Source organism: Mesorhizobium sp. M0306 (assembly GCF_040321655.1).
Taxonomy (GTDB): domain Bacteria; phylum Pseudomonadota; class Alphaproteobacteria; order Rhizobiales; family Rhizobiaceae; genus Mesorhizobium.
On sequence record NZ_JAMYRY010000033.1, the window covers coordinates 1 to 26402 of the forward strand.

The 26402-nt window shown below is 62.9% G+C and carries 24 protein-coding genes and 1 pseudogene; 12 read left to right on the forward strand and 13 right to left on the reverse strand.

The window, feature by feature from the left end:
* Nucleotides 1-48: 48 nt before the first annotated feature.
* Complete coding sequence (locus tag NKI95_RS29000) at nt 49-903, reverse strand: aldo/keto reductase (RefSeq protein WP_352721094.1); 855 nt, start codon at nt 901-903, stop codon at nt 49-51.
* A gap of 229 nt (nt 904-1132) precedes the next feature.
* On the opposite strand from NKI95_RS29000, the gene NKI95_RS29005 reads away from it, so the two are divergent.
* On the forward strand, nt 1133-1768 hold the full coding sequence (locus tag NKI95_RS29005; protein ID WP_352721095.1) for an ankyrin repeat domain-containing protein: 636 nt from the start codon (nt 1133-1135) through the stop codon (nt 1766-1768).
* A gap of 103 nt (nt 1769-1871) precedes the next feature.
* On the opposite strand, the gene NKI95_RS29010 is transcribed toward NKI95_RS29005, so the two are convergent.
* Entirely contained in the window at nt 1872-3422 is a 1551-nt protein-coding gene (locus tag NKI95_RS29010) for a winged helix-turn-helix domain-containing tetratricopeptide repeat protein (RefSeq protein WP_352721096.1), read from the reverse strand.
* Between NKI95_RS29010 and NKI95_RS29015 the strand changes: the two genes are divergently transcribed.
* The 4 genes from NKI95_RS29015 (at nt 3392) to NKI95_RS29030 (ending at nt 5433) form a co-directional block, all read left to right on the forward strand.
* Nucleotides 3392-3757, forward strand: a complete 366-nt coding sequence (locus tag NKI95_RS29015) for a hypothetical protein (protein ID WP_352721190.1) — start codon at nt 3392-3394, stop codon at nt 3755-3757. The genes NKI95_RS29010 and NKI95_RS29015 overlap by 31 nt on opposite strands.
* 79 nt (nt 3758-3836) lie before the next feature.
* Nucleotides 3837-4226 (forward strand): ArsR/SmtB family transcription factor, encoded by a 390-nt coding sequence (locus NKI95_RS29020; RefSeq protein ID WP_352721098.1) that lies wholly within the window; start codon nt 3837-3839, stop codon nt 4224-4226.
* A complete protein-coding gene (locus tag NKI95_RS29025; RefSeq protein ID WP_352721100.1) occupies nt 4223-4756 on the forward strand; it encodes an SRPBCC family protein in 534 nt (177 codons plus the stop codon). Before NKI95_RS29020 ends, NKI95_RS29025 begins: the two co-directional genes overlap by 4 nt.
* A gap of 101 nt (nt 4757-4857) precedes the next feature.
* Nucleotides 4858-5433, forward strand: coding sequence for a dihydrofolate reductase family protein (locus NKI95_RS29030; protein ID WP_352721102.1), 576 nt, complete (start codon nt 4858-4860; stop codon nt 5431-5433).
* 110 nt (nt 5434-5543) lie between these two features.
* Here NKI95_RS29030 and NKI95_RS29035 read toward each other — a convergent pair whose 3' ends face one another.
* The 6 genes from NKI95_RS29035 to NKI95_RS29060 form a co-directional block, all read right to left on the reverse strand.
* Nucleotides 5544-6344, reverse strand: a complete 801-nt coding sequence (locus tag NKI95_RS29035) for a class I SAM-dependent methyltransferase (protein ID WP_352721104.1) — start codon at nt 6342-6344, stop codon at nt 5544-5546.
* A gap of 152 nt (nt 6345-6496) precedes the next feature.
* Entirely contained in the window at nt 6497-7534 is a 1038-nt protein-coding gene (locus tag NKI95_RS29040) for a DUF930 domain-containing protein (protein ID WP_352721105.1), read from the reverse strand.
* Nucleotides 7535-7618: 84 nt separating this feature from the next.
* Nucleotides 7619-8368, reverse strand: a complete 750-nt coding sequence (locus NKI95_RS29045; RefSeq protein ID WP_352721107.1) for a glucose 1-dehydrogenase — start codon at nt 8366-8368, stop codon at nt 7619-7621.
* 47 nt (nt 8369-8415) lie between these two features.
* Complete coding sequence (locus NKI95_RS29050; RefSeq protein ID WP_352721109.1) at nt 8416-9420, reverse strand: sugar-binding protein; 1005 nt, start codon at nt 9418-9420, stop codon at nt 8416-8418.
* 50 nt (nt 9421-9470) lie between these two features.
* Nucleotides 9471-10532 (reverse strand): ABC transporter permease, encoded by a 1062-nt coding sequence (locus NKI95_RS29055; protein WP_352721110.1) that lies wholly within the window; start codon nt 10530-10532, stop codon nt 9471-9473.
* A 55-nt stretch (nt 10533-10587) separates the two neighbouring features.
* Nucleotides 10588-11328, reverse strand: coding sequence for an ATP-binding cassette domain-containing protein (locus NKI95_RS29060; RefSeq protein ID WP_352517984.1), 741 nt, complete (start codon nt 11326-11328; stop codon nt 10588-10590).
* A gap of 444 nt (nt 11329-11772) precedes the next feature.
* Here NKI95_RS29060 and NKI95_RS29065 point away from each other — a divergent pair, with 444 nt between their 5' ends.
* Together NKI95_RS29065 and NKI95_RS29070 are read left to right on the forward strand one after the other, a co-directional pair.
* Nucleotides 11773-13203 carry a coiled-coil domain-containing protein gene (locus NKI95_RS29065; protein ID WP_352721111.1) on the forward strand — a complete coding sequence of 477 codons (1431 nt, stop codon included), beginning with the start codon at nt 11773-11775 and terminating at the stop codon, nt 13201-13203.
* Nucleotides 13204-13375: 172 nt separating this feature from the next.
* Nucleotides 13376-14897 (forward strand): annotated as a pseudogene (locus tag NKI95_RS29070) (serine hydrolase).
* A 30-nt stretch (nt 14898-14927) separates the two neighbouring features.
* On the opposite strand, the gene NKI95_RS29075 reads toward NKI95_RS29070, so the two are convergent.
* Complete coding sequence (locus tag NKI95_RS29075; RefSeq protein ID WP_352721112.1) at nt 14928-15863, reverse strand: hypothetical protein; 936 nt, start codon at nt 15861-15863, stop codon at nt 14928-14930.
* A gap of 288 nt (nt 15864-16151) precedes the next feature.
* Between NKI95_RS29075 and NKI95_RS29080 the strand changes: the two genes are divergently transcribed.
* The gene (locus NKI95_RS29080) at nt 16152-16592 is read left to right on the forward strand and encodes a lipid-binding SYLF domain-containing protein (protein ID WP_023677323.1); all 441 of its coding nucleotides are present in this window, start codon (nt 16152-16154) and stop codon (nt 16590-16592) included.
* 18 nt (nt 16593-16610) lie between these two features.
* Here the strand turns inward: NKI95_RS29080 and NKI95_RS29085 are convergent, their stop codons facing one another.
* Complete coding sequence (locus tag NKI95_RS29085) at nt 16611-17243, reverse strand: TetR/AcrR family transcriptional regulator (protein ID WP_352721113.1); 633 nt, start codon at nt 17241-17243, stop codon at nt 16611-16613.
* Between the two features lie 678 nt (nt 17244-17921).
* On the opposite strand from NKI95_RS29085, the gene NKI95_RS29090 reads away from it, so the two are divergent.
* Genes NKI95_RS29090 through NKI95_RS29100 form a run of 3 tightly spaced genes read left to right on the forward strand, consistent with a single transcriptional unit; the run spans nt 17922 to nt 21705 of the window.
* Nucleotides 17922-18407, forward strand: coding sequence for a (2Fe-2S)-binding protein (locus NKI95_RS29090; RefSeq protein WP_352721114.1), 486 nt, complete (start codon nt 17922-17924; stop codon nt 18405-18407).
* A complete protein-coding gene (locus NKI95_RS29095; RefSeq protein WP_352721115.1) occupies nt 18404-19387 on the forward strand; it encodes an FAD binding domain-containing protein in 984 nt (327 codons plus the stop codon). The genes NKI95_RS29090 and NKI95_RS29095 overlap by 4 nt, the downstream gene beginning before the upstream one ends.
* Nucleotides 19384-21705 (forward strand): xanthine dehydrogenase family protein molybdopterin-binding subunit, encoded by a 2322-nt coding sequence (locus NKI95_RS29100; protein ID WP_352721117.1) that lies wholly within the window; start codon nt 19384-19386, stop codon nt 21703-21705. Before NKI95_RS29095 ends, NKI95_RS29100 begins: the two co-directional genes overlap by 4 nt.
* A 210-nt stretch (nt 21706-21915) precedes the next feature.
* Here NKI95_RS29100 and NKI95_RS29105 read toward each other — a convergent pair whose 3' ends face one another.
* On the reverse strand, nt 21916-22926 hold the full coding sequence (locus NKI95_RS29105; RefSeq protein WP_352721118.1) for a zinc-dependent alcohol dehydrogenase family protein: 1011 nt from the start codon (nt 22924-22926) through the stop codon (nt 21916-21918).
* Nucleotides 22927-23032: 106 nt separating this feature from the next.
* On the opposite strand from NKI95_RS29105, the gene NKI95_RS29110 reads away from it, so the two are divergent.
* Complete coding sequence (locus NKI95_RS29110) at nt 23033-23962, forward strand: LysR family transcriptional regulator (RefSeq protein ID WP_352721188.1); 930 nt, start codon at nt 23033-23035, stop codon at nt 23960-23962.
* A gap of 246 nt (nt 23963-24208) precedes the next feature.
* Here NKI95_RS29110 and NKI95_RS29115 read toward each other — a convergent pair whose 3' ends face one another.
* Together NKI95_RS29115 and NKI95_RS29120 are read right to left on the reverse strand one after the other, a co-directional pair.
* Nucleotides 24209-24991 carry a slipin family protein gene (locus NKI95_RS29115; RefSeq protein WP_352721120.1) on the reverse strand — a complete coding sequence of 261 codons (783 nt, stop codon included), beginning with the start codon at nt 24989-24991 and terminating at the stop codon, nt 24209-24211.
* Nucleotides 24988-26382 carry an NfeD family protein gene (locus NKI95_RS29120; protein ID WP_352721122.1) on the reverse strand — a complete coding sequence of 465 codons (1395 nt, stop codon included), beginning with the start codon at nt 26380-26382 and terminating at the stop codon, nt 24988-24990. Before NKI95_RS29120 ends, NKI95_RS29115 begins: the two co-directional genes overlap by 4 nt.
* Nucleotides 26383-26402: the final 20 nt, after the last annotated feature.

The window sequence follows — 26402 nt, forward strand, 5'->3', positions numbered from 1 at the left end:
GGCAGGACAGAGGGGGGTGTGAAGGAATGCCAACGTCCCGGTCGGCCCTCAGAACAGGAATGCGGCCGTGGCGGGGTTCGGGCCGGTGCGGCCGTCGGGCGAATCCATGCACCGGATAAGCTCGAGGTCCTTCGCTTCCAACTCGAAATCGAAGACATCGAAATTGGCGGCGATCCGATCCTGGTGGATCGACTTTGGAATGACAATCAGCCCTTCCTGAAGGTGCCACCTGACGATCGTCTGCGCCACCGACTTGCCGTGTTTCCTGGCAATGCCTTCAAGCGTCGGATCGCTCAACAGCCGGCCGCTGCCCAGCGGGCTCCAGCTCTCGATGCGGATGTTGTGCCTGTCATGGAATTCGCGTCTGTCACGCTGCTGGAAGCGGGGGTGGAGCTCGATCTGGTTGACGGTCGGCGTGACGCCGGTCTCGCCGATGATCCGTTCGAGATGGTCGTGGTTGAAGTTCGAAACGCCGATCGACTTGATCCGGCCTGATTGCCTGAGTTCGATAAGCGTCTTCCAGGCCTCGACATATCTGTCCTGGCTGGGCACCGGCCAATGGATCAGGAACAGGTCGATCTGCTCGATGCCGAGCTTGCTCATCGTCTCGTCGAAGGCGCGCAAGGCGGCGTCGCGCTGATGCGCGCCGTTGCGCAGTTTCGAGGTGATGAACAACTCGCTTCTCGGCACGCCGGCCGAGCGGATTGCCTGCCCGACACCTTCTTCGTTCCGATAGCCTTCGGCGGTATCGATCAGTCTGTAGCCGGCCTCGATTCCGCAGCGCACCACCTTGGCGGTGATGGCTGGATCGACCTGCCACACGCCGAGGCCGATTTGCGGAATGGCGGAGCCGTCGTTCAATCTGATTTGTTCAGGTCTATTCAGGGTAATCTGTTCAGGCATGTTCAGGTCCTTCTGCATCGTTCCGCCCGGCGCAGGCTCTATCTAGTCTGGATGGCCGCGAAAGCCAGTCGATATCAGGAGAATGTGAGGAGACGGACGTGAAGCGCTGATCCTCCGTTTCGGGCCGACAGCGCTCTGTGACCCACGGGCGCCAGAGAACCCTACACAGGACGACCCCACTATCGCGGATTCTGTGGTATTCTGCCGACTATCCGAGGAGGCGACTGCGTTGACCAACAGCTTGGAAGCCGAAGGGGCAAGAGACTGGTCTCCCCTGCTGGTCGCGGCAGAAAAAGGCGATGCGGAGGCGGTTCGATCGGAATTGGCGGCTGGCGCCGACATCAATCAGTCGGACGACGGCGGCTGGTCTGCACTTCACCTTTCAGCCCTCAATGACCGCACAGCGGTGGTCGAGGTGCTGATCGAAGACCCGGAAATCGACGTGAATTCCAGAAACAAGTGGAAGAGCACGCCCTTGAGCCTTGCGTCCGCCAAGGGACATTACGCGTGTATCTCAGTCCTCGTGAGACACCCCCAAATAGAGATCAACGCGCGAGCTGACTACTACGGCAGAACGGCTCTTATCGAGGCGGCGAAGAACGGGCATCTCGAAGTCGTCAAGTTGCTCGTGGAGAATGGCGCGGAAGTAAATCTGACCGACAAGACGGGGACAAACAACGCGCTCATCGAGGCTATCAAGGGGCGGCACTACGAGATCGCGGAATACCTGCTGGATTCTGGGAAAGTGAGCTTTATCAACAAAGAGATGAGGCTAAACGCCCTGATCTGGGCTGGCAGTTGCCACAACCCTCAGCTTATCGAAAAGCTGGAAGTCTCGATTCATACTTTCTTCGAAGGCAAGTGAAGCTTCCGCTTCCCGGTTGCAGTTGCCATTTGTGGTTACCTGACGAGAAGCAGGTAATCCTCCAATCCGGAAGGCTCGTCAGCCCTTCGCGATAAGTGCGGTGCTACTCACGATGTCCGGGCAGGCCGCCGACCAGGCCGGCCTCATAAGCCGCAAGTGCTTTGGCGACGCCGGCAACGAGGTGTTCAACGTCGCTCGCATGTTCGAAGGCAATCCCGGTTTGCGCAAACTCCAGTGGCGAATAGTCAGGCGCTATCCGCTTGACCTCTGCCATGATGCGCTGAGCTTCCTCCAGGTCGCCGAGTTGCGCGTGGCACCCCGCCAGCCTTGTAAGTCGCCAGGGCGTCTTCGAGGGGACCTTGGACATGCTGACAATCGCGGCCTTGTAATCTCCGACTGAGTATAGCGCGATGGCGCGATCGTAGTGGTACCAGTCTGGATGGATCGGGTTGATCCGTATCGCATTGTCAACCGCCGCGAGTGCTTCAAGAGGCCTGCCTCTCATCGTCAGCAAGAACCCCATTTGCGCAATCGTATCGGCGTCATATGGATTGAGGTCGAGCGCGCGTTGAAGGTGATGTTCAGCCGCATCGAACTGACGGGCCGAGATGAAAGCCTGGGCGAGTACGCGATGGCAGCGTGGCTCTTCCGGCGCCAAGGTCGCCGCACACTCCGCGCGGTGGATCACCGAACCAAGCAATGCCGGGGATGCCTCGGCATAGCCACCGATAATGAGATCGGCGAGCGCGACGTAGGAATGCGCCAGTGCATAGGCCGGGTCTTTGTCGACCGCAGCCTGGAAAAGACCGCGCGCAGCCTCGTTGTCATCATCATTATAACCGCGCAGACGGGCCAGTCCGCGCAGCAGAAGCTCGTATGCAGCCAAACTGTCGGGAGGCTTTGGGGTTGCCTGCTTGACACCTGCGTCGTCGAGCCGAGCGACCAGCCGGTTCACCACACGGCGAGCGATTTCTTCCTGCATGTCGAAGATCTGGCCGCCAGACGCAGAAAAGGTATCGCTCCACAAGACTCCACCCGTCGAGGCGGCAGTGAGACTGACAGTGACCCGCATCCCGTCTGCGCGAGTAGTCGCCCTGCCGCGGACCAGATAGGTTGCGCCAAGGCTGGCGCCAACGGCACGCCAATCGGAAGCCGAATCCGAGACGAATGCAAAGCCGGAATTGCGCGCCAGCACGACGACCGTTCCGAAGCGAGCCAACGCGTTGACGATGTCTTCGGCAAAGCCGTCCACCAGAGGGGTGTCTTCCGGCGCACCTTCATTGGTGAAACGCAGCACCGCAACGCTCGGCTGTCCAGCGCGCTCTTGCTTTGGCGCTTCGAGACGAGAGAGGATGTAGCCGCGTTTGGCGACCGTGCGGATAATGGTTTGGCTTTCGTCGTTCAGCGCCTTTCGCAACTCCCTGACCGCCTGCGTCAGTGAGTCCTCGGTTACGAAGACATCGGGCCACACCGCGGACATCAGTTCCGACTTGGTCGCGACACGCCCGACATTCCTGCTGAGATAGGTCAACAGATCAAACGCCTTGGAACGCAGTGCAACAGGTTTCCCGTCGCGCAGCAGCAGCCCGCGGGCAAGATCAAGCTCGCAACTGCCAAGTGCCAGTGGTACGTTCCCTGGGTTTTCTCGCGACATTGAATGCCGATCTGACCAGCTCGACCAAACGCAGCCTGATTGGGGTCTCAATCGGCGCGGACGTCAAGGGATCAGAAGAATTTGGTTCGCCTCTACTTTGGCTGGAAGTCATCCGCCTCTCCATGGCCATGATCTCCAGCATTTCGAACATTGTTCCAGGCATGGGCGCACAAGGCGACGCAGCCATGACGGTGGATGCAAATTCCAGGAGTTCTTGCCGGGCGGCTTGGCGCGTGTTCTCATTCAGTGACATGGTCGACCTCATCCGGTTCTTTCTTGAGAACAATGAAGCCAAAGAACGGGCGCGTACCGGAAGATTTCTGAAATTCTGCTGAATCTGCCATAGCAGGGTTTTCCCCCAATTATTCAACCGAACGGTTGACTATCTCAAAGCGTGCGTCTATATTCAACTACATGGTTGAATTAGAGACACCCCAGATGGACGCGGTTTTTCACGCCCTTGGTGACGCCACCCGGCGGCACATGCTTCGCGATCTCGCCGATGGCGAGAAAACGGTCAGCCAGCTGGCGGAACCCTTCGCGATGTCGCTCGCGGCCGCCTCCAAGCACATCAAGGCGCTGGAGAATGCAGGACTTATTCGTCGAGAGGTGAGGGGCCGCACGCATCTATGCCGACTAGCCCCCGGACCGCTGGCCAGCGCCCATCAGTGGCTCAGCTTCTACGAGCGCTTCTGGACGGGGCGTCTCGATGTTCTCGAACGCCTTCTTCGCGAAGAGGACGCACGCAAAGCCCAGAATGAGCCCAGGAAATCGCCCAACCCGAAAGAAGGAGACGAGCAATGAATCAGATGAGAACCATCGATGCCTATGGCGAGCTGAGCGAGCCCGCCACGTTCACCATCCAGCGCCTTTTGCCCGGCCCCATCGAGCGCATCTGGGCCTATCTCACCGAGAGTGACCTGCGCCGGCAATGGATGGCCGCGGGCCAGATGGAAATGAAGGCGGGCAGCTCGTTCGAGTTCGTCTGGCGTAACGACGAGCTGACCGACCCGCCTGGCCAGCGCCCCGCGGGCTTTCCCGAAGAGCACCGGATGGAGGGCCGGATCACCGAACTCGATCCGCCGCGCAAGCTTTCCATCACCTGGGGAAATACCGGCGGCGTCTCCTTCCTGCTGGAGGCGAAGGGTAGCGATGTGCTGCTCACCGTCGTCCATCGGCGCCTGCCGGAACGTGCAATCCAGCTCAACATCACTGCCGGCTGGCACATACACCTCGACCTGCTGGCCGCCCGCCTGGCGGGCAAGACACCGACCTCGTTCTGGGACGGCTGGAGCCGCCTGCGGGAAGAATACGACCGCCGCCTGCCGGCCTGATGTAACTCGCGGCGGCCATCCCTGAGGTCGCCGCCAGTCACACGAAGCAACGATGAACTGATGAAACGTGCTTGCATCCCGCAAGCCTGATGGAGGAAGTCATGCGTAAATTGATCACTGGAATGAAAATTTCCGTCGACGGCAAAATGGAGGGCCCAGAGGGTTACGCCGATTGGGTCGACGCGTGGTCGGACGAATACGGCCTGACGCCGCAAATCGACGCCTGCCTGCTTGGCAGCGTCATGTATGCCGGCTACGAGCGCTACTGGAGCGCCATCCAGAACGAGCCCGACAAGCCGCTGCCGATGACCGGCAAATTGCCGAAGCCGGCCGAGCTCGAATGGGCCCGTTTCGCCGCGCAGACCCCGCATTATGTGCTGTCGAACACAATGACTTCGGCGGCTTGGCCAAAGACGCGCTTCGTACGGAATTTTGAGGACATTGCTGCCCTCAAGCAGCAGCCCGGCAAGGACATCTACCTTATGGGCGGCGCCCGAATTACCGCGAGCCTTATCGATGCCGGGCTGGTCGATGAACTCAGGCTGATCGTCTATCCCCTGCTCGCCGGTGAAGGAAAGCCGCTGTTTGGGACGGCGAAAAATCGTCGTGGGCTCGAACTGCGCAAGGTCGAACAGCTGTCGGACGGCCGCGTCGGGCTGGTCTACGGGATCGGCTAAAGCGCATCGCGTTCGATCGGCCTCATGCGACGCGCTTTAGGTTCTTTGTTATGCATGTCGTTACCGCAAAACCGCTGCCCACTTTTGCGCGGCATGCATTAGCGCCAATGTCAGGCAACGACGCCGCGGCAGGCCCAGGCGACATTGGCAAAGGACCTCGGGCCGTCGGGCCGGCCGGCCTCGTAGGCGTCGCGCATGGCGGCGTCGGTGCGCGCCCGCTCTTCCGCGTCGAGCGTGGCTACATACTTGCCGAGCGGCCCTTCGCCGGCGGCTATCGGCGCCCAGTAATCGTCGAAGTTTTGATAGTCCATGCGGATCATCAACTCGGTCTCCGTAACGTCGCGGAGACCCTGCTCGACAAAGGTCCGTTTCATTTCACCCGGCTGCATCATCGGCTGGGTGCAATAGCGGGCGCGCAGCTGGCGTCCGCCTTCGCTGAGCACCGCCACCGTGTCGATCATCATGCGCATCCCCGGCATGCCGCCGAGATGGTCCCATACCGTCGCCGCGACCACACCGCCCGGCCGCACGACGCGACGCATCTCGGCGACTGCCTTGCCGGCTTCGGGCACGAAATGGAGCACGAGCAGCGCCAAGGCACGGTCGAACGCGCCGTCCTCAAGAGGCAGGGCACAGGCATCCGCCTGGCGGATTTTTATCCGCGGATCGGTGTTGCGCCGGATTGCCTCCTCGACGAAAACGGCCGAAAAGTCGATCGCGGCGACCTCACTGAGGTCAGCGGCCTTGACGAGCGCGAAGGTCAGGCTGCCGGTGCCGCAACCGACGTCGAGGATCGTTTCGCCGTCCTTAAGGCCCGCGAAGCCGATGAACAGCGGCGCGAGCCTTTGGCTCCAGCGGCCCATGAGCTGCTCATAGCCGGCAGCATGGTGAACGTTGAAACTTGAAGTCATCGAACCCTCCTCCCAAAGCCGTATGCTAGACTTCGGCGGCCGCTGACGAAAGCCACTTTTGGCGTGTGTTGGTTCGGTCACCCGGGGCGCGCGAAGACATCGCCGGCCGGATTTGATGGCGCCGGACAGCCAGCCTCCGTGGCCTCGACCCCCTATTCGGCGGGCAACCCGCGGCGCTTCCATTCGCTGCGCGGCACCGGATTTCCAACACGAAAGGCAAACGACACGACTTTCGTCGCGTCCGGATCGACCTCGCAGCGAAAACTCAGATCGTACCACTGCCCGTTTGCAGGGAACGGCGCACTGGCGACGTTCATGACCGTGCCGGCCTTCAGTCGATACTCAAGCAAGCTGTCTGGGAAATAGGGGGGCGACGCGTGCACCAATTGCTGTGCGAGCTCCGTGTTGCAGAGCTGACCGATCCGCACGGCGCGCGGCACATTTCTCATGGCGGTTGTCGCTACCGGATCACCGGTTGCTGTTTTCGAGAACAATCTCTTCGCTTCCTGAAGCTTCAAGGGCCTTTGGGCTTTGGCGACACCGGTCGAGTTTGGGTTCGGCGGCTGGGCCGCGGCCGGCTGCGCAGCCTGGTCCTTCCCTTCGGCCGCTGTCACGGCAGTTGGCTGCGCAAGCTCCTGTTTATCCGGATCTTGCGGCGCCGCCGGTGACTGCGAACCATCCTCCGCACTGTTGCCGTCCAGAGACTTGCGAGGACCAGCGTCCTTCTCGCCGAATTGGAAGACGGGCCTCTGAGGGTCGGCTTCCGGATGCGCCGGCGTCTCGATCTTTGCTTCCGGCGGCTTTTCGGGCTTGGCCGGTTTCGCGGGAGGCGGAGGTTTGGCTTTCTCCGATGGTTTGGGCGGTGGCACCAGATCCACCCCGATGGCCTGCTCCTTCTGCGGTTGCGGGGGCGACACCGGCAGTGCGGACAAAAGAAGCGCGGCGGCGAGCAAATGCAGGACCGCGGAGGCAGGCAAGGCCCACCTGAATACCTGGCGCTGATCCCGTATCTCGTCCGTCATCGTGACCGGTGTGTGGAATGAAATATTGGCGGCATCAAGCACCGATGCCGCCAGACGTCGAAATAACCCGTTGCGAATCGAAAGTCGGCGGCTGCAATACGGCGCGTCATCCAATCGTCTGGCGTGGGCGTCCGCGTAGAGGACCCGGGCCAGCAGCAGATGCAGCAACTCGTCATTTCAAGCGGCTAGCTAGCAGACACACCCTGCCGGCACAGTGTCGCCCGGTTGAAATTCCTCAACGCAGTTTGCCGGTTACAGGGAAACCGATAGCCCGCCGTCAACCGCCAGCACGTGCCCGTTGACGTAACCGGCAGCGTCGGAGGCGAGAAACACCACGGCTCCGCCGAGCTCCTCAGGCTGGGCCCAGCGGCCCGCGGGGGTTCGTGCCTCGACCCATTTGGTGAAGGCCTCGTCGCGCATAAGTGCGGTGTTGAGCTCGGTGGCGAAATAGCCGGGGGCGATCGCGTTGACGGTGATGCCGTGACGGCCCAGCTCAGCAGCAGTGGAGCGTGTCAGCCCGTGCAGGCCCGCCTTTGCCGCCACATAGGCGTGAATGGTGGGACGGCCAAGGATCGCTGCGACCGATCCGGTGTTTATTATGCGCCCGAACTTGTTTGGCAGCATCAGGCGCACCGCGTCGCGCATCATGCGGAAGCAAGCCGACAGATTGACGGCAACCACATGGTCGAAATCCTCGTCCTCCCATTCGACCAGCGGTTTACGATGCTGGATGCCGGCGTTGTTGACCAGAATGTCGAGGCGGCCGTGGCGTTCGACGATTCCTTCGAGCGACGCCCTTGAGATCGCCGCGTCGGTGACGTCGAACGGCAGGGCTTCTGCACCGATCCTTTCGGCCGCTACGGAAAGGGCGGCCATGTCGCGGGCATTGACGATCACCGTCGCGCCGTTTTCCGCAAGTGCCTTGGCCATGGCAAAACCAAGACCACGCGAGGCACCCGTGACCAACGCGACACGGCCCTTGAGCGAGAACAATTCCGGCATTGAGATCCCCTATGAAAAGGGCGGGAGTTTCCTCCCGCCCAAAAGCACTATTTGGCGACGCAGGTGTCGGCTGTCTCCGGAGTGCAGACATCGAGGCCCGTGTAGGTCGGGTCGGCCGGCGGAGCCTTGCCTTCCTTCATGTCCTTCAGCGCCATCATCGTCTTGTAGCCCATCTCGAACGGCCGCTGGCCGACCTGGCCAAGGGAGAAACCTTCCTTCATCTGGTCGATCTGTACCGGAAGCGTGTCGGCGACGACAAGGGCCAGGGCCTTCGAGGCGATCTTGTCCTTGTACGGTCCGACCGCGGCGCGGTTGGCATCGGGGATGAACTGCGGGAAGCCACCGGTTGGGATGAATGCGTCGAGGTTCGGGTTTTTCGCCATGATGTCCTCAAACTGCTGCACCGAAAGCGGGAAATCATCGTTGGTGTAGAGCGGACAGCCTTCGATTTCGGTCCAGCCGTTCTGGCCCGTCAGCCGGTCCCCGGGCGAGGCTGCCGATTTGGTGCCCGAAAGCGTATCGCGAATGCCCTGCATGCGTTCATTGTGGTTGGCCGCCGCGGCGCCGCCGGACTGGATGCAGATCGTGCCGCCTTTGGGCTTGATCTGCATGACAAGCTTGGCAAGGTTCTCGCCGATCTCATAATTGTGCGTGCCGATATAGGCGACGCGAAGATCCTTGTTCTCGGGCAGGAGATCGGAGTCCCAGGTGAGGACCGGGATGCCGGCTTCCTTGGCGGCCTGCAGCGCAACCGCCATCGCCGCGGCGTTCGATGGCGACACGGCGATGCCGTCCACCTTCTTGGCCACGAGATCCTGCACGATCTGCACCTGCTCGTCGCCGCCGCCATGTTCGCCGGGGCCGATATACATGCACTCCACGGCGCCTTTGGATTCGGCTTCGGCCTTCTTGCAGCCGTCGCGTGCCTGGTCGAAGAAAGGATTGTTCATGTTCTTCGGCACGAGGGCGAAGGTGTATTTCGCCTGGGCGCCGGAAACGGCGAGCACCATTGCGCCAAGCGCGACGGCGGCCGTGAGCAGATGTTTTTTCATGTGACGTTCTCCTCCTGGTGTGATCCCGCAGGCCTCCCGCCGGCGGGTTTCTAGCGGCGTTTTTTGGGCATCAAGACTGCCAGCGACGCGGCGAGAATCGATTTGCCGCCGGTTTGCATGCCCAAAAGAACCGCAAGAACGATGAAGGCGCCGACAAAGGCACCCTGCCAATTTGAATCGATGCCGGCCATCAGCAGCGCATTCCTGATCACCTCGAGGAACGCCGAACCGATGATCGCACCGAAGGCCGTGCCGGCGCCGCCCATGAGGCTGGCGCCGCCAATGACTGTCGCAGCGATCACGCGCAGCTCATAGCCTTGGCCCATGGCATTGATGGCCGAGCCGTTATAGCCGAGGAGCAGGAGCGAGGCGAGCGAGGCAGTGAAAGCCGAGAAGACATAGGCCTGGAATTTAATCCAGTTGACCGGAACGCCGGTGAGCCGTGCCGCCTCCTCATTGCCGCCGATGGCGAAGAGATGCCGGGCCCAGGCAGTGAAATTGAACACGAAGCCGACAATCAGGGCCAGGATCACCATGGTCCAGAACTGCGATGACAGTTCTGGTATCCAGTGCGGTGCCCAATCCTCGGGTCCATGCCGCGGCCATTTCGCCTGACCGATCGCCTTCACGATCGGAGCATCGGGCCCGAACTGGTAGAACATCTGGTTGGCCGAGAATACGACCGCCAGCGAGCGCGCGACGGACAGCATGCCGAGGGTGACCACAAAGGACGGCATTCCGACATAGGCGACAAAGAATCCGTTGACCGCGCCGCAGGCCAGACCGGAGAAAAGGCCCATGGCGAAGGCGACGTACCAGGGATAATGCCAAGTGAGGAACAGACCGGCGACGATGACCACGAGGCCCATGATCGAGCCGACCGACAGATCGATGCCACCGGTGATGATCACGATCGTCATGCCGAGGGCCATGATGCCGAAAGGTGCGAAGTTGCGCGTCACATTGGCGACGTTTTCGGAGGTGCCGAAGCTCGGTTCCATGGCTGTCATCAAAATGACGAGAGCGATGAGCGCGATCATCACCCAGAAGGGCTGACTCGAAAGTACACGTTGGAGAGCCGTTTTTTCGTTGGTCGAGACGAAGTCCGACATGGCCGGCCGGCCGGTTTCCCCGACTGACTCCCTAACACTAACTGACTCCCGAGCACTATTCGCCACGGATGGCCCCCGTTATCAGTCCGGTGATTTCCTCGGGCGAGGTGTTGCCGGCGTCCTTGTCAGCAACCTTCGAGCCTCGCCTGAGCACGATGATACGATCTGCGACAGCGAAAACGTCAGGCATGCGGTGGCTGATCAACATGACGCCTACCCCTTGCGCTTTGAGGCGTCGGATCAATTCAAGCACTTCCGCCACCTGGCGCACGGAGATGGCGGCCGTTGGTTCGTCCATCAGCACCAGCTTGGCGTTCGAAAGCCGGGTCCGCGCGATGGCGACTGCCTGGCGCTGCCCACCCGACATCTTCCTGACGAGGTCGCGCGGCCGGGTTTCCGATTTGAGTTCCTTGAACAGCGCTGCCGAGCGATCGATCATCGCCTGCTTGTCAAGAATCCTGATCGGCCAGAAGCCTTTCTTGATCTCGCGCCCCAGAAAGACGTTCTGCGCGGCCGTCAGATTATCGGCGAGCGCCAGGTCCTGATAAACGACTTCGATCCCCTTGGCGCGAGCCTGCACGGGCTGGTGGAAGTGGCACACCTCGCCCTCGACTACAATTTCGCCGTCGCTCGGAGGAAAATTCCCGGCCACGGTCTTGACTATCGTCGATTTGCCGGCCCCGTTGTCGCCCATCAGACCAACGACTTCGCCTCGCTCCACCTGGAAGCTGACGTCAGTCAGGGCCTGGATAGCCCCGAAATTCTTGGAGACGTGGCGAACCTCAAGCACCGGCATCGCGGTCCTCCCGGGACAACATTTATCGGTCTTGTCCCTGGTCAATGCACAGCAGCTAATCAGCGAAACGTATTCAACACAATCATTTATTAGGTCAGGCCTCCCGGCAGTGACACGCCTCGTCTGAGGCCGTGACTTTGTAGCTGCTGCAGAGGACCGAGGCGCTCGGCGGTCCTTACACAATCACCAGGCGATCCTCTGGCTTGCGCCGCTTCATATCCGTTTCGGGTGAAATGAGTGGGCATTTTGCGAGCGGCGCCAACGGCTCGGGTATGGAGCGCGGCAGAACACGTCATTCAAACACACGAGGACAGTGGCCAAGCCTGTCCCTAGCGTGCGTCGGCCAGAGCGCACGTCAGGAGATGAACCCGTATTCGGGGGAGGCGAGGGTCAAGTGTTGAAAGTCCGCTCCGTAACGGCGCTGCACGAGAGGGATATTCGGTCATGAATTTCAAAGGTTTGATCAAGCGTGCCGAGACTGTGGAGAGAGCGTTCAAGGAGCTCGAAACCGATTTGGCGGATGCGTTTAGCGAATGTCTCAACGTGGACGATCAGTCGCCGTTGAACGATGTCACTGTGCCGGCGACTGTGTCGGATGAGAATCTCGCGGCAACGGATGACAGATCGCAACTCGAGGCCAATGCGGATGCCTTCGAGACCGCACGACGGCTGACCCCCCATACGCAAACCCGGCTGGCTGCCTTAAGTGCGGTCGATGGGCTCTTTCACGACGCCCAGGAGTATCTGGGGGAAATCAACGCGAAACTGTCGGAGATCGCGACCTCGCATCATTTGACAGGCGAATTCCTAAAACTTCTCCACGGCGATATTCTTCGCGCCAACGAATTGGAGCTGGCAAATACCAGCCTGACCGCGCAGCAAAGAGTGCTGTCCGAACAGCTCCACGACGCAACCAGAAAGCAGCGCGAGCGCGACAGCGCTATCGAGGCCCTGCAGCAGCACGAGGCGAGCCTGGTCGAGGACAAGGAAGCACTTCGCGGCGCGCTGGCGGCAGCAAGGCTGGAACTCGTCGTGGCAGGCAATGCGAGCGCAAAACGCGAGGCCGAGTTCGGCGAGCTTGTCAAAACGCTCTCGGCCAGAGCCGTCGAGGCCAACCGACGCTCGCGCGAGAACGAGATGCTGCGGGAGAAACATGTCAGCCTGTCAATCGACCTCGACAAGGCGCTGAAACGGGAGGCCGAGGCCCGGCACAGGCTGGACGAACTCTCGACTGTCCATGCCAATGACGCCGCCCAGGTTTCGGAACTGCTGGCTGCGCTTGGCAAGAGCGAGAAAGAGGAGATGCGGCTGCAGAAATCGCTCGACATGGCGCAGGCGAAGCTATCGGAAATGACGGAAGCGGCCCGCATCAGGGACGGTGACAGGCAAGCCGAGCTTGCACGCGGTGTCGCGGAGATGACCGGCTTGCGCTCTGAAATCGAGGATCTCCGATCGCGACTGGAGGCCACTTCCAACCAGAACAGCGAAGCCGCCAGCGAAATCGCCAGGCTCAAGGCTCAAGCGAGCGACGCGGTGGCGGAAAAGCAAATTGTCGAGCAAAAATTGTCTGCTCTCATGAAGGAGAGCGAAAACGACAAGATGAACCTTTCCGCGGTCAGCGCGAATTTTTCGCAGCTTTCCCTGCAGCAGGCATCCGAACAGATACAGTTCGACGTCCAGAGGCAGGAATGCGAGGATCTGCGAGCCGAAGTCGCGTCGCTTCAAGCCCGGGTCAAGGAACTGTTGCCCTATGAGCGGCTCCACAAGGTCACCAACGCCAGGCCGCGTGAAGAAGGCGTGGTCGAGATCACCGCCGCGGTGGCGGAGAAGGCCCGCGCCAGCAGGCGGCGCCTCCGCCTGCGCGCTGCATCCTAGCTCAGGCGCGGCTGTCTGAATTTCGACTGGTTCGAAGCGGACATCCGCCAATGAATGGCGGGTCGAGCGTGAGGCTGGCCTTCCCTACGTCGGCCTGCGATAGTGCACGCCGGTGAAGCGGAGGGGGCTGAGCATGCGGGTATTCACAAACCGGAACCACCTCCGTTGGAGGATGTTGGCCTTCATCGCAGTCATGGTGCTTTTGCCGAAAGCGGCGTCGGCCGATGCCATCCCACCCGACAGGATCGCCGCGGCCATTGCGAAGCTCGAATTACTCGCCGAAGGCGTCGTCGCGGATGGTAGCGTGCCCGGTCTGGCCATCGGCGTCGTGCATGGCGACGAGGTGATCTTCCTCAAGGGGTTCGGGCATCGCGAAGCCGGAAAACCAGAGATCGTCGATGCGGACACGGTCTTCCAGATAGCCTCGCTCTCCAAACCGGTCTCCGCCACCGTCGTGGCGGCGCTGGTCAGCGAGGGATCGCTTCGTGGGATTCCAAGATCGCCGACCTCGATCCGGCTTTCCGGCTCGCTCAGCCCTATCCGACCAGCGAACTCACGGTTCGCGACCTGTTTGCGCACCGCAGCGGGCTTCCCGGCACCGCCGGCGACGACCTCGAGGACATCGGCTATGACCGCGCGGAGATCCTGCGCCGCCTGCGGTTCGTGTCGCCGTCATCGAGCTTTCGTGCCGGCTATTCCTACAGTAATTTCGGATTGACCGAGGGTGCCGTCGCGGCCGCGAAGCCGACGGGCAAGCCGTGGGAAGAGGTCGCCGAAGAGAAGCTCTACCGCCCGCTTGGAATGGCCTCGACCAGTTCGCGTCATTCGGACTTCATCAAGCACGCCAACCGTGCCGAGCTCCACGCCAAGATCGATGGCGCCTGGGCAGCGAAGGTCCAGCGCTATCCGGATGCGCAGGCGCCAGCAGGCGGCGTCAGTTCTACGGCACGCGATCTCTCGCAATGGATGCGCCTTGTGCTCGGCAACGGGGCCTATGCCGGCAAGACGCTCATCAAGGCCGATGCGCTGGACCAGACACATATTCCCTTGATGGTTCGCGGCAAGAACCCCGTCTCCGGAGGCGAGGCCTTCTACGGCCTCGGCTGGAATGTCGAATTCGGCCGGCACGGGCCGATCTGGGGTCATGCGGGCGCCTTCAGCGCCGGCGCACGCAGCCTGGTGATGCTCTTCCCCGAGGAGAAGCTTGGCATCGTCGTCATCGCCAACGCCTTTCCGACAGGCGTGCCGGAGGGCTGTCCGACAGCTTCGCCGATCTCGTCTTCGACGGAACGCTGGGGAAGGATAAGGTAAAGGCATGGAATGATATCTATGCAGGCATGTTCGGCCCTGTGATTGCGGCGGCCAAGGCCACCTATGCCGCGCCGCCCTCTCCGGCAAGTCCGGCGGCGCCGGCCAGCGCCTATGCGGGCCGTTACTTCAACGACTTCTTCGGCGATGCTATTGTGTCAGGCGAAGGGGACGCTCTTGTCCTCAAGGTCGGGCCCGCCGGTGCGCGGTCCTATCCACTGAAACATTTCGACCGCGACCTCTTCGTGACCTTCCCCGATGCCGAGATGCCGGACAGGCCCTCGGCCGTCAGCTTTGCCGTCGGCCGCGACGGCAAGGCGTCGGCCGTGACCATTGATTTTCTCAACGACAATCATCTCGGCACGCTGCAACGCGTGGGGGATTAGCCGCCGCAGGGCGGGCGAGCCTTTGCCGGTTCAGGATGCCGGGCCGAACTGGAGCAATTTGAAGCAATCGCCGCTGCCCGGCGTCGCCTGCGCCAAGAAGGGTTTCGACCGGTCGATCCATTCCTGGTGCGATCTGGCATCGGCTTCGATCTCATTGGCCGGTGCAAGCTTGACGAAGCCGCGCCCCTTGCTGAAAAGCCAGCACGCGCGGCCGAGAAACCGCCTGCTGCGCTGGCGCAGCAGATCGGCATCATAAAAGACGTCGAGCACCTCCTGCTTGATCTTCCGCTCCTTTTCGGGATTGGCGATCGCAAGCTCGATCGGCTCGCCGCCGATCGCATCATGCAGGTCCTTGTAATCCAGGGCGATCTGGGTGGTGGCATATTTGATGTCGCTCTCGTCCCGGACGACGTTGAACCATAGCGTGGGGTCGAGCTCGTTGGCGACGAACGATGCTTCGAAATCGCGTGACAGATTGAGAATATCGAATCCCTGAACATCGACGTCGCGCTCGACCAGAAGGATCTGGGAAACCTGCTTGGCGAGCGCCGTTCCGTGGGCGCTGACGGCGGCATTGTTGCCGCCGAGTTCCGGACTGACATAGGCGCCGCCATCATCCAGCAGCGCATCGAATTCGCCGAGGGCCTCCACGACAGCGCTGCCGCGGGCAATACGCGCCGCCAGTTTGGCGAGAACCTGCTGAAGCTCGGTTTCGCGTTTGCGCTGGTCCTGATAATTCTGCTGGAAAAAGAAGATGAAAAGCGACACGCCAATCCCGATCATGATCACGCCCAGCTGCGAAAAGATATTTCGATAATATTCCAGCAGCTTTTCACGATGGCGCACGTCGTCGCGCACACTGTGCGCCACACGAAGATTGACGATCAGCGAAACGATCAGGAGCCCGGCACCGACCAGGATCAGGCCGCCGATCAGCAGGTAGCCATAGCCCGAGTTCAAATCCATTCTTTTGCCGCGCTCCCCGAAACCCCAGACAGCACAGACTAATACCATTCCGCATCAACACCTACGTTTTCATAGGAGCGCCGGCGAAGGATCCCCACCATTTGGCCGCTGTTCTTACAGCCGGGTCTATGCTCGCCATCCGCCTCGTTTCGTGGCGGTCTTCTCGCGGCCGGAATTCAGGCCGCGTGCTTGGAACCAATGACGGGCGAGACTGTTCAGCTATGACTTTGATACGACGCCGACGTGCCCGGCCGGCTGGGCATGCGGCGATCTTGAGGAGTTCTCATCATGAAGATTTCGTCCAGATTTCGTTCAGTCGCGGTTGCCGTCATCGCTGCGGCGGCAGTTAGCTTTGCCAGCGTCGCACATGCCGACAGCGGTACGATTCGCTTCGCCATCTACAAGGCGGCCTTTTTCATCGGCGGCTCCGGAGGCGAGGGCACACTGACCTTCCATGGTCGCCGATATCCCATCTCGGTCGGCGGCATCTCGGGCGGCCTCGCCTTCGGCGCCTCCAAGACCTATTTCAAAGGTACCGTGCGCCACATACGCCGCGCCCGGGATGTGACGGGGGTGTACGGTGCAGCGGGCGGTGGCGGCGCGCTCGGCAAAGGGGCCCAGGTGATCGTCATGACCAATGACAAGGGTGCCCAACTCGAACTCACGGGCAGGCAGGTAGGCCTGCAAGTCAATGCCGATCTCAGCGGTATGAGCATCTCGCTGAAATAAGGACAGTCACTGCATTCGTCATTCCTTGGATGGGCCGGATTTGGCCGCTCCAAACCGCAGCCCATCCATCAGCAGCGACACCAATCGGCGCGAGCGGTCGCGCCAGTCCTTGGTGTCCGGGGCCGAATAGATGCCGCCCAGCGCATGCAGCACGTCGGAGGCATCGACGTCGCTGCGGATCGAGCCGTTGGCGACCGCGGCATCGATCAGCCGCCGCAAGGCCAGCGTCACCCTGCCCGAAACGTCGGAGAACAGGGTGGAGTTGGTCGTGAGCAGGATGCGCAGGCTTGTCGACAGCCCGCGCTTGGTGGCGATGTAGTCGACGAAGCGCTGCATCCATTGTTCGAGCGCCATGTCGGGCGCATGATCGTGGGCGAGTTCGTTGGCCGCCTGGCACAGTCCTTCCACTTCGCGCCGGTAGACCACCTCGACCAGATGCTCGCGGGTTGGAAAATGCCGATAGAGCGTGCCGATGCCGACGCCGGCCTGGCGCGCAATCTCCTCCAGCGAGGCATCGACGCCATGCGCGGCAAAGGCTTTTGCCGCGACCTCGACCAGCGCGTCGCGGTTGCGCTGCGCATCGGCGCGCAGCGGTTTTGCAACGGCGGCTTCGGTTTTGTCTCCAGGTATGACGGGCGGCTCCGCGGCCAATTTTTTCTCCAGTGCTGATCCGAAGCATAACCGAATAGGCAGGCCCCGTTTCAAGAACGCAGACGCTTCCACCTTCGCTACGTCTCCGACAAATATAATCGCAAGTAAATATAATCACAGGATCGAGTCTGGGCCGGCGTTCCGACAGGCGAGGCATCTTGCCCGCCTCCGGATATCTCCTCGCGCGGCCAGCACTTCTCATCTGTTCGGCCGATGCCTCCAAGCAAAAATGAGCCCATGTTGAGCACGATCCCCTCAGGATCATTGGACTGTCCTGCCCCTACAGACAGTCCAGAGAGCACCACCGGCTTGGGCCGGTGGTGCTTTTTTGTCTCCAGGCATGACGGCTGGCTGCCCTGCCAATTTTCTCCAATTTCGATCAATTTCGATCCAGGGCTTGAACAGGGCGGAGCAGGCCCTTAGGTAATAAACGGAGGCGCCTCCGATTTGTGGAGCGCCTTTATCATGTAATCACGGGATCGGGTATGTCACGTCTTTCGACCTCGCAAGCCGCGGCCCTCCCGGAGGTCGCACCAAGTCAAGCGGACCCCCTCTGCCCTGCCAGGCATTTCCCCCAAGGGGAAGATAGCCTTCACCTAGCCATAAGCTGACCTTGCCGCTCGCCGGCCGGGCACCAGATCATCCCCTCCCGCGTCAAGCAACTGGAGCCAGACGCCCATGACAAGCAAAACCCGAACTCCAATCCAACTTCAAATCAACGGAGATCGACGTGAGCTGGAGATCGAGCCGCGCGTTACGCTGCTCGACGCCTTGCGCGACCATCTCGGCCTGACCGGCACCAAGAAGGGCTGCGACCAGGGCCAGTGCGGCGCCTGCACCGTGCATATCGACGGCCAGCGCGTGCTAGCCTGCCTGACGCTTGCCACTCAGGCTGAAGGCAGGGACATCACCACCATCGAAGGGCTTGCCGGGGAGGATGGCACGCTGCATGCGGTGCAGGCCGCCTTCCTCGAACAGGACGCCTTCCAGTGCGGCTATTGCACGCCGGGCCAGATCATGTCGGCGGTCGCCTGCATCCGCGAGGGCCATGCCGGCTCCGACGAGGAGATCCGCGAATACATGGCCGGCAATCTCTGCCGCTGCGGCGCCTATCCACACATCGTCGCCGCCGTGCGTCAGGCGGCACTGGAGGCCGCATCATGAGAGACTTTTCGTATCTCCGCGCCGGCACCGTCGATGCAGCCCGTGAGGCAGCAGCACTGCCGGGCGCCATGCTTTTGGCCGGCGGCACGACGCTTGTCGATCTCGCGAAATGCGGCGTTGCCGAACCCGAGACCGTGGTCGACATCACCCATCTCAAGGGACTGGACACGATTGCCGTCGAAGACCGGGGCGCCACGATCGGCGCGCTGGCAAGGATGAGCCGCGTCGCCGATCATGCAGATATCAAGAGCCGGTTCCCGGCAGTCTCGGAAGCATTGTGGCAGGCGGCGTCGGCGCAACTACGCAACATGGCGACGATCGGCGGCAATCTGATGCAGCGTACGCGCTGCCCCTATTTCCGCGATCCGGCGAATTTCCCCGCCTGTAACAAGCGCTCGCCCGGCAGCGGCTGCTCGGCGATCGGCGGCGTCACCCGCGGCCATGCCGTGCTCGGCACCAGCGAGGCCTGCATCGCCACCTATCCCGGCGACCTGGCCGTTGCACTCGTCGCCTTTGACGCGATCGTCTATCTCGGCGACCGCCAGATTGCCGTCGATGATTTTTTCCTGCTGCCGGGCAGCACGCCCGAACGGGAACACGCGATCGAACCCGGCGAGATGATCACCGCGATCGGCATTCCCGCTTCGGCCGCCGCCCGCCGCTCGACCTATCTCAAGGTCCGCGACCGCCAGTCCTATGAATTCGCCGCGGCAAGTGCCGCGGTCGGCATCGAATTCGAGGCCGACGGTAGGACGATCCGCGATCTGCGCGTCGCACTTGGCGGCGTCGCCACCAAGCCATGGCGCGCCCGCGCCGCCGAAGAGGCGCTGAAAGGCAAAGTGCTCGAGCCGGAGGTCGTCAGGCAAGCCAGCCTGCTCGCCGTCGAGGGCGCCGTCGACCATGGCGCCAACCAGTACAAGATCGAACTGGCGCCGCGCGTCGTCGCCCGCGCCATCCTAAAAATGGGAGAAACGGCATGACCGTTCACGAGTTGAGAACAAGACCCGGCGATGCCAAACGCGGCGACGCTTCGGACGGTGCTGTCCTCGCGGATCAGGTCGGCGGCCGGCTGTCGCGCGTCGACGGCCCGGCCAAGATCACCGGTGCTGCCAAATACGCCGTCGAGCATCAGCTCGAGGGGCTCAGCCATGCGGTGCTGGTCGAGAGCACCATTGCCGCCGGCCGGGTGCGTTCGATCGACACGGCGGCGGCCGAAGCAGCGCCCGGCGTGCTGCTGGTGCTGACGCCCGACAATATGCTGCCGTTGAGAACCGCAACGGACTGGCTGGGCACGCCGCCGCCGGACGTTACCTATTGCCCATTGGCGCGCGACATCACCTTCAGCGGCCAGCATGTCGCGGCGGTCATCGCCGAGAGTTTCGAGCAGGCGGTCGCGGCCGCGGCGCTGGTCAAGATCGCCTATGACGAGGCGCCGGCGATCGTCGACCTCAGCGATCCAAAGGCCGGCGACGGCATCGCGGTCGATGCGATGACCAAGGAATGGGGCGAGGCGGAGACAGCGTTCGCCTCGGCTCCGGTCAGGATCTGCAACGCCTACAACACGCCGCGCGAATACCAGGCGCCGATGGAGCCGCACGGCCTGATCGCGAAGTGGCAGGGCGACCAGCTGACCGTCTGGGAGCCGAGCCAATGGCTCGACGGCATGGCGCGGACCTATGCCGAATGGTTCGGCGTGCCGTTCGAGAATGTGCGCCTTGTCTCGCCCTATATTGGCGGCGGCTTCGGCTCCAAGGCGTTCGCCTACGGCTACGGCGCGGTGGCGGCGGTGGCCGCGAAAATGCTGGGTCGGCCGGTCAAGCTGGCGGTCACCAGGCCGCAGACCTTCACCGCCTATGGCGGACGGGCGGCGACGCGCCAGACGGTGGCGCTCGGCGCCAACGCAGAGGGTCAGATTCAGTCGATCGTGCATCGCGGCGTCAACGAGACCTCGGTCGACGGCATGTGGGTCGAGCCGCTCGGCTCGGTCACCTCGGTCATGTACGCCACGCCGAATTTCTCGTCGCGGCAGAACGTCGTGCGGGTCAACACGGTGGTGCCGGGGGCATTGCGCGCGCCGGGCGAGAACCCGAGCGCTTTCGGCATCGAAAGCGCCATTGACGAACTCGCCTATGAGGTCGGTATCGATCCGCTGGAAATCCGGCTCAGGAACTATGCCGAGCAGGATCCGCATGCGAAGAAGCCGTGGTCGACACGGCAGCTGCGTGAGGCCTTCGCGGCCGGCGCCGAAGCCTTTGGCTGGTCGAAGCGGACGCCCCAGCCGCGTTCGATGCGCGACGGTAACCAGCTGATCGGCTGGGGTGTCGCCGCCGGCACCTACCCGGTGCGGCGCGCCTATGGCGAGGCGGTCGTGCGCATTCTCGCCGACGGCTCGGTCGAGGTCGAAAGCTCGTCGATCGACATGGGGCAGGGTACCTACACTATCTTGGCGCAGACCGCCGCCGAGGTGGTGGGCGTGCCGGCGGAAAACGTCGTCGTCAAGCTCGGCGATTCTCGCTATGCCCGCGCCGGCGTCACCGGCGGTTCGCGGCTGGCCGGGGTGATGACGGGTGCCGTGCACAAGGCGGCGAGTGCCGCGCTCGACCAACTGATCGGGCTCGCCATCAGCGATCCGGCTTCGCCGTTCCATGCACTGCAGGCCAACACGCTCGTCGTCGCCAATGGCCGCATCGCCTCGCCGCGCGGCAACGGCCCTGAAGTTTCCATCGCCGAACTGCTCAGGAGCGTCGGGCGCGAGCATATCGAGGCGAAGGGCGACACTATGCCGGCCAATTCGACGGTCGAGGACCGCTACAAGAACTACACCACCATAGCCATGGCGCTGCCGCACACCGAGGGCGACTATTCCCGCCACAGCTGGTGCGCGCATTTCATCGAAGTGCGCGTCGACGAGGACTTTGGCACGGTTCGTGTGTCGCGCGTGGTGTCGGCGCTGGATTCCGGCCGGCTCTACAATCCCAAGCTCGCCGAAAGCCAGTGGAAGGGCGGCATCATCATGGGCATCGGCCAGGCGCTGCTCGAGGAAGGCATCGTCGACCGCCGCCACGGCCGCATCGTCAACAACAACCTCGCCGACTATCTCATCGCCACCAATGCCGACATTCCAGACATCGAGGTGATCTCGGTCGGTATTCCCGATCCGCATTCCTCGGTGCTCGGCGGCAAGGGGGTCGGCGAGCTGGGCATCGTCGGCGTGGCGCCGGCGATCGCCAACGCGGTATTCCACGCCACCGGGAAAAGGGTGCGGGACCTGCCGATCACGCTGGAGAAGCTGATTTAGGCGGACGCGGTGGAACTGCCAATCTCCTCTCAAGACCTGGGTTCCTCGCCCACCGCGAAGCGGGGGAGAGGTGGCCGCGCAGCGGCCGGAGAGGGGGCCTTCGTAGAGCGCGGTTCCCCTCTCCGTCTCGGCTTCGCCGAGCCACCTCTCCCCACTTTCGTGGGGCGAGGAACCCAAGCTGGAATGAAGCCGCGCTCTGCCTTTTCAGGCTCACCACGACAGGCTGAACGCGAGCTTGCCGAAATGCCGGCCGCCGGCCGCCATGTGGGCGTAGGCCTCGGTCGCTTGGTGCTGGCTGTAGATTGTGTCGATGACCGGATCGATACGGGCGGCGCCGATGGCGCGCGCGGCGTCGCGCAGGTCGGATACTGAACCGGTGTTGTTGCCCACTACCTTGAGCGCCTTGATAATGATCGGCAGCAGGTTCGTGGTGGCCTCGGCGCCGGTGACGAATCCGATGGCGAACACCGTGCCGCCCGGCGCGGTGGCATTGATGGAGCGGGCGAAGGTGGCCGAGCCGCCGGTTTCGACGATCAGATCGGCGCCGAGGCCGTCGGTCAGCTCGAGCACCTTGGCGTCCCAGTCCGGTGTCTCACGATAATTGATAAGATGATCCGCACCCAAGGCCTTGGCGCGCGCCAGCTTTTCGTCAGACGACGAGGTGATGATGACCGTGGCGCCGGCAGCCTTGGCCAGCTGCAGGGTCAAGATCGAGACACCACCGGTGCCGAGCAGGACAACGACCGACCCCGGCCCGGCATCGGCGGCGCGGGACGCATTCCATGCGGTGGTGCCGGCGATCGGCAGCGTCGCTGCCGCTTCGAAGGACAAATGCGCCGGCATCGACACGACGGCATTGGCCGGCAGCACCACATACTCGGCGAGTGAGCCGGGCAGCGTCAGCCCGCGCATCTCCCTGGTCTCATAAGGCCGCGGACGGCCACCGATCCAGCGCGGTTTTGCATGGGCGATGACGCGGTCGTTGATGGCGAGCCTCGACACGCCCTCGCCGATGCCGACGATCTCGCCGGCGCCGTCGACGACGGGAATGAGCGGAAAGCTCGGACCTGGATAGTTGCCGCTCGCTATCGCGACATCGACAAAATTGAGGCTTGCGGCGCGCAGGCGGATCAGCACTTCGCCGCGCTGCGGTTCAGGCGTGGGAACGGTGGCCGCGCGAAACGCGTCCAGTCTCGGGGCAGTCAGTTCAATCGCTTTCATGTCTCACTCCGGTTGATGGGCCGATTGACGGGCCGGGATTGAGTGAAACTAGCTGCTGCGCTATTGGTGTATAATCCTTGCCTTTGACATTTGAGTTATGCGTATGATGCAGCAATCGCACGAACCGGCAGCATTGGCCGAAATGGCCGCCTTCGCGGCGATTGCCGAAGCACGCTCCTTCACCAAGGCAGCGGCTCGCATCGGCCGCGACGCCACGATCCTGTCGCGGCGCCTTGCCTCGCTGGAAGAGCGGTTGGGCGTGCGCCTGCTGCACCGGACGACGCGAAGCGTGTCACTGACCGAGGCGGGTTCGGAATTTCTCGTCCGCGTCCGTGCCATCCTGGCCGCGGTCGACGAGGCCGAGGCTGCCGCGTCGGCGCATGCCGGCGGCGGGCCGCGCGGCGTGCTGCGGCTGGCGCTGCCCGGCTCGTTCGGGCGCATGTGGATCGGCCCCCTGCTGCCACAGTTTCTCGCCGAATTTCCCGACGTCCGTATAGAGGCCGAGTTCTCCAACCGCTTCGTCGATCTCGTCGCCGAGAATTTCGATGTTGCCGTTCGTCTCGGCGCGCTGGAGGATTCGCGGCTGGTGGCGCGCAAGGTCGCGACACGGCGGCGGCTGCTGTGCGCCGCGCCGTCCTACCTCGCCCGCCGGGGTACGCCAACTGAACCTGAAGCGCTGCTGGAACACAGCTGCCTGGGCTTCTCGGGTTTCCAGACCTTTCCGGCCTGGGAGATGACCGACAGCACGGGTCGCCGCGTCAGTATCGAGGTCTCCGGGCCGCTGGTCACCGACGACGCCGAGGTGCTGGTCGAAGCCGCCGTGCAAGGCGTCGGGCTGATGATGAGCACAGATTGGCTGGTCGGACGCGAGCTCGCAGACGGCCGGCTGGTGCCAGTGCTGGAAGACTGGACGCTCGCCGACGAGGGCGCCGTCTATGTCGTCATGCCTTCGGCCAAGGGGCAAGCCGCCAAGACACGCGCCTTCGCCGACTGGATCGGCAAACGCTTTGCGCCGGTCCCGCCGTGGCGGAGGTGAGGGTGCTGATCTCCCGCCTTGAGGGGAGATGTCGCCGAAGGCGACAGAGGGAGTCGCGGCTTTCATTCCAGCTTGGGTTCCTCGCGCCCACGATAGTGGAGGAGAGGTGGCTCGGCGAAGCCGGGACGGAGAGGGGAGACGCCCTGCCGTCAATGAATTCAAAGGGAGGAGTGCGGTAGGCCCCCTCTCCGACCGCTTCGCGGCCACCTCTCCCCCGCTCTGCGGGGGCGAGGAACCCAAGCCTTGTTAGGTCGCGCCGCCTGCGCCTCCGCCTCCACCACCCCGCTTGATGAAATGACCGAGCAGATCCATCGGCAGCGGGAACACGACCGTCGACGAGCGTTCGCCGGCGATGTCATGCAGGGCCTCGAAATAGCGCAGCTGCATGGCTTGCGGCTCCTCGGCCAGCATCTTGCCGGCCTCGACGAGTTTTGCCGCCGCCTGCTGTTCGCCGTCGGCGTTGATCACCTTGGCGCGCCGCAGCCGTTCAGCCTCTGCCTGCTTGGCGATGGCACGGATCATGTTCTCGTTGAGGTCGACATGCTTGATCTCGACATTGGAGACCTTGATGCCCCAGGCATCGGTGCGCTGGTCGAGAATCTCCTGGACATCGCTGTTGAGCTTGTCTCGCTCGGCCAGCATTTCATCGAGCTCATGCTTGCCGAGCACCGAGCGCAGCGTGGTCTGTGCCAGCTGGTTGGTGGCGGTCATGAAGTCTTCGACCTGGATCACCGCCCGCTCGGCGTCGACGATACGAAAATACAGCACCGCGTTGACCTTGACCGAGACGTTGTCGCGCGAGATCACGTCCTGCGGCGGGACGTCCTGGACCACCACTCGCAGGTCGACCTTCACCATCTGCTGCACGAAGGGGATGAGGATGATAAGGCCGGGGCCCTTGACCCCGGTGAAGCGGCCGAGCGTGAAGACCACGCCGCGCTGATATTCCCGCAGGATGCGAATGGCCGCGGATAGGAACATGACCACGACGAGCGCTGCTGCCAGATAGGCCACATAACCGATGATCATCGCCTTGCTCCATCGCTTCTCACATTGCGGCGCCGTATCGTCAGCACAAGACCCCTGACATCAGCCACCTCGACGCTGTCGCCCACCGCAAGCGGTTCGTCGGCTTTTGCCCGCCAGCGCTCGCCCCTGGCGAGCACGTGGCCCTCGCTGCCCTGCCAGTCGAGGACCTCCGCCGGCAGCCCCTGCATGGCCTGTGCGCCAACACGCGGAACGTTCTTGCGGGCCGCCCACAGATAGCTGCCGGTCAACAGCGCCAGGCCGAGCGTCAGGACGGCGGCGGTGCCGATAACGGCCCACGACATCTCGAAGCCGGGCCCCTCGATCTTGAGCAGCATGGCAGCGCCCAGCAGAAACGCAGCCACGCCTCCCAGCCCAAGGACCACTGTCGGGTTCAAGGCTTCGACGACGAGAAAGATGATGCCAAGCAGCATCAAGGCAAGGCCGGCATAGCTGATCGGCAGGAGATTGAGCGCATAGAGCCCGAGCAGAAGGCAAATCGTGCCGATCACGCCGGGCGCGACCGCGCCCGGGCTCGTGAACTCGAAGACGAGGCCATAGACGCCGACCAGCATCAGGATGACGGCGATGTTCGGGTCCGTGATGACGGCGAGAAGCCGGATGAGCCAGCCTGGCTCAAGCGTTTCAACCGGCAGCCCTTTCGTCGCCAATGTCTCTTTTTTGCCGGCGATCTCGACGGTCCGGCCGTCGGCCAGTTGAAGCAGTTCGGTGGTGTCGCGGGCGACGAAGTCGATGACATGCTGCTGCAGCGCCGCGCCGGCCGACAGGCTGGCCGCCTCGCGCACGGCCTTTTCACCCCATTCGGCATTGCGCCCGCGCAATTCAGCCAGGCTGCGGATCAGGGCAACGGCATCGTTCGTCGCCTTGGCGATCATCGCGTCGCCCGCCGGTGCGTTCTTCTTGTCCTTGTCCGCCTCCGGGCCATCGTTCTTGCCGCCGCCGGGAAACGATGGCAGCGGCCCGCCCATCTCGATCGGCGTTGCCGCGCCCAGATTGGTGCCGGGCGCCATCGCCGCCAGATGGGTGGCGTAGAGGATGTAGGTTCCAGCGCTCGCCGCGTGCCCGCCGGCGGGCGCGACATAGCCGATGACGGGAACCGGCGAGGCTAGGATGCCGGCGATCATCTCGCGCATGCTGGTGACCAACCCGCCGGGCGTGTCCATCTGCAGGATGACAGCCTGGACGTTTCGGTCCGCGGCCACCGCCAGCGCTTCCTCGAGCTGCCTGGCACTCGCCGGACCGATGGCGCCGTCTATCTCGACGCGCAACACAATTTTCTCCCGGCCGTTCGCCTCTCCGGTTGCGGGAGAGGGACAAACGGCCGCAACAGCCACGAAAGCCGCGGCAAGCAGGACCGCACGCGCGAGTTTCACGCTCAAAGCTCCACATCTAG

Bases quoted from the DNA above. Each gene is read 5' to 3' on its own strand.
- NKI95_RS29000 (WP_352721094.1), bottom strand. From the start codon at position 903: ATGCCTGAACAGATTACCCTGAATAGACCTGAACAAATCAGATTGAAC.
- NKI95_RS29010 (WP_352721096.1), bottom strand. From the start codon at position 3,422: ATGTCGCGAGAAAACCCAGGGAACGTACCACTGGCACTTGGCAGTTGC.
- NKI95_RS29020 (WP_352721098.1), top strand. From the start codon at position 3,837: ATGGTTGAATTAGAGACACCCCAGATGGACGCGGTTTTTCACGCCCTT.
- NKI95_RS29025 (WP_352721100.1), top strand. From the start codon at position 4,223: ATGAATCAGATGAGAACCATCGATGCCTATGGCGAGCTGAGCGAGCCC.
- NKI95_RS29030 (WP_352721102.1), top strand. From the start codon at position 4,858: ATGCGTAAATTGATCACTGGAATGAAAATTTCCGTCGACGGCAAAATG.
- NKI95_RS29035 (WP_352721104.1), bottom strand. From the start codon at position 6,344: ATGACTTCAAGTTTCAACGTTCACCATGCTGCCGGCTATGAGCAGCTC.
- NKI95_RS29045 (WP_352721107.1), bottom strand. From the start codon at position 8,368: ATGCCGGAATTGTTCTCGCTCAAGGGCCGTGTCGCGTTGGTCACGGGT.
- NKI95_RS29050 (WP_352721109.1), bottom strand. From the start codon at position 9,420: ATGAAAAAACATCTGCTCACGGCCGCCGTCGCGCTTGGCGCAATGGTG.
- NKI95_RS29055 (WP_352721110.1), bottom strand. From the start codon at position 10,532: ATGTCGGACTTCGTCTCGACCAACGAAAAAACGGCTCTCCAACGTGTA.
- NKI95_RS29060 (WP_352517984.1), bottom strand. From the start codon at position 11,328: ATGCCGGTGCTTGAGGTTCGCCACGTCTCCAAGAATTTCGGGGCTATC.
- NKI95_RS29065 (WP_352721111.1), top strand. From the start codon at position 11,773: ATGAATTTCAAAGGTTTGATCAAGCGTGCCGAGACTGTGGAGAGAGCG.
- NKI95_RS29075 (WP_352721112.1), bottom strand. From the start codon at position 15,863: ATGGATTTGAACTCGGGCTATGGCTACCTGCTGATCGGCGGCCTGATC.
- NKI95_RS29080 (WP_023677323.1), top strand. From the start codon at position 16,152: ATGAAGATTTCGTCCAGATTTCGTTCAGTCGCGGTTGCCGTCATCGCT.
- NKI95_RS29090 (WP_352721114.1), top strand. From the start codon at position 17,922: ATGACAAGCAAAACCCGAACTCCAATCCAACTTCAAATCAACGGAGAT.
- NKI95_RS29095 (WP_352721115.1), top strand. From the start codon at position 18,404: ATGAGAGACTTTTCGTATCTCCGCGCCGGCACCGTCGATGCAGCCCGT.
- NKI95_RS29100 (WP_352721117.1), top strand. From the start codon at position 19,384: ATGACCGTTCACGAGTTGAGAACAAGACCCGGCGATGCCAAACGCGGC.
- NKI95_RS29105 (WP_352721118.1), bottom strand. From the start codon at position 22,926: ATGAAAGCGATTGAACTGACTGCCCCGAGACTGGACGCGTTTCGCGCG.
- NKI95_RS29110 (WP_352721188.1), top strand. From the start codon at position 23,033: ATGCAGCAATCGCACGAACCGGCAGCATTGGCCGAAATGGCCGCCTTC.
- NKI95_RS29115 (WP_352721120.1), bottom strand. From the start codon at position 24,991: ATGATCATCGGTTATGTGGCCTATCTGGCAGCAGCGCTCGTCGTGGTC.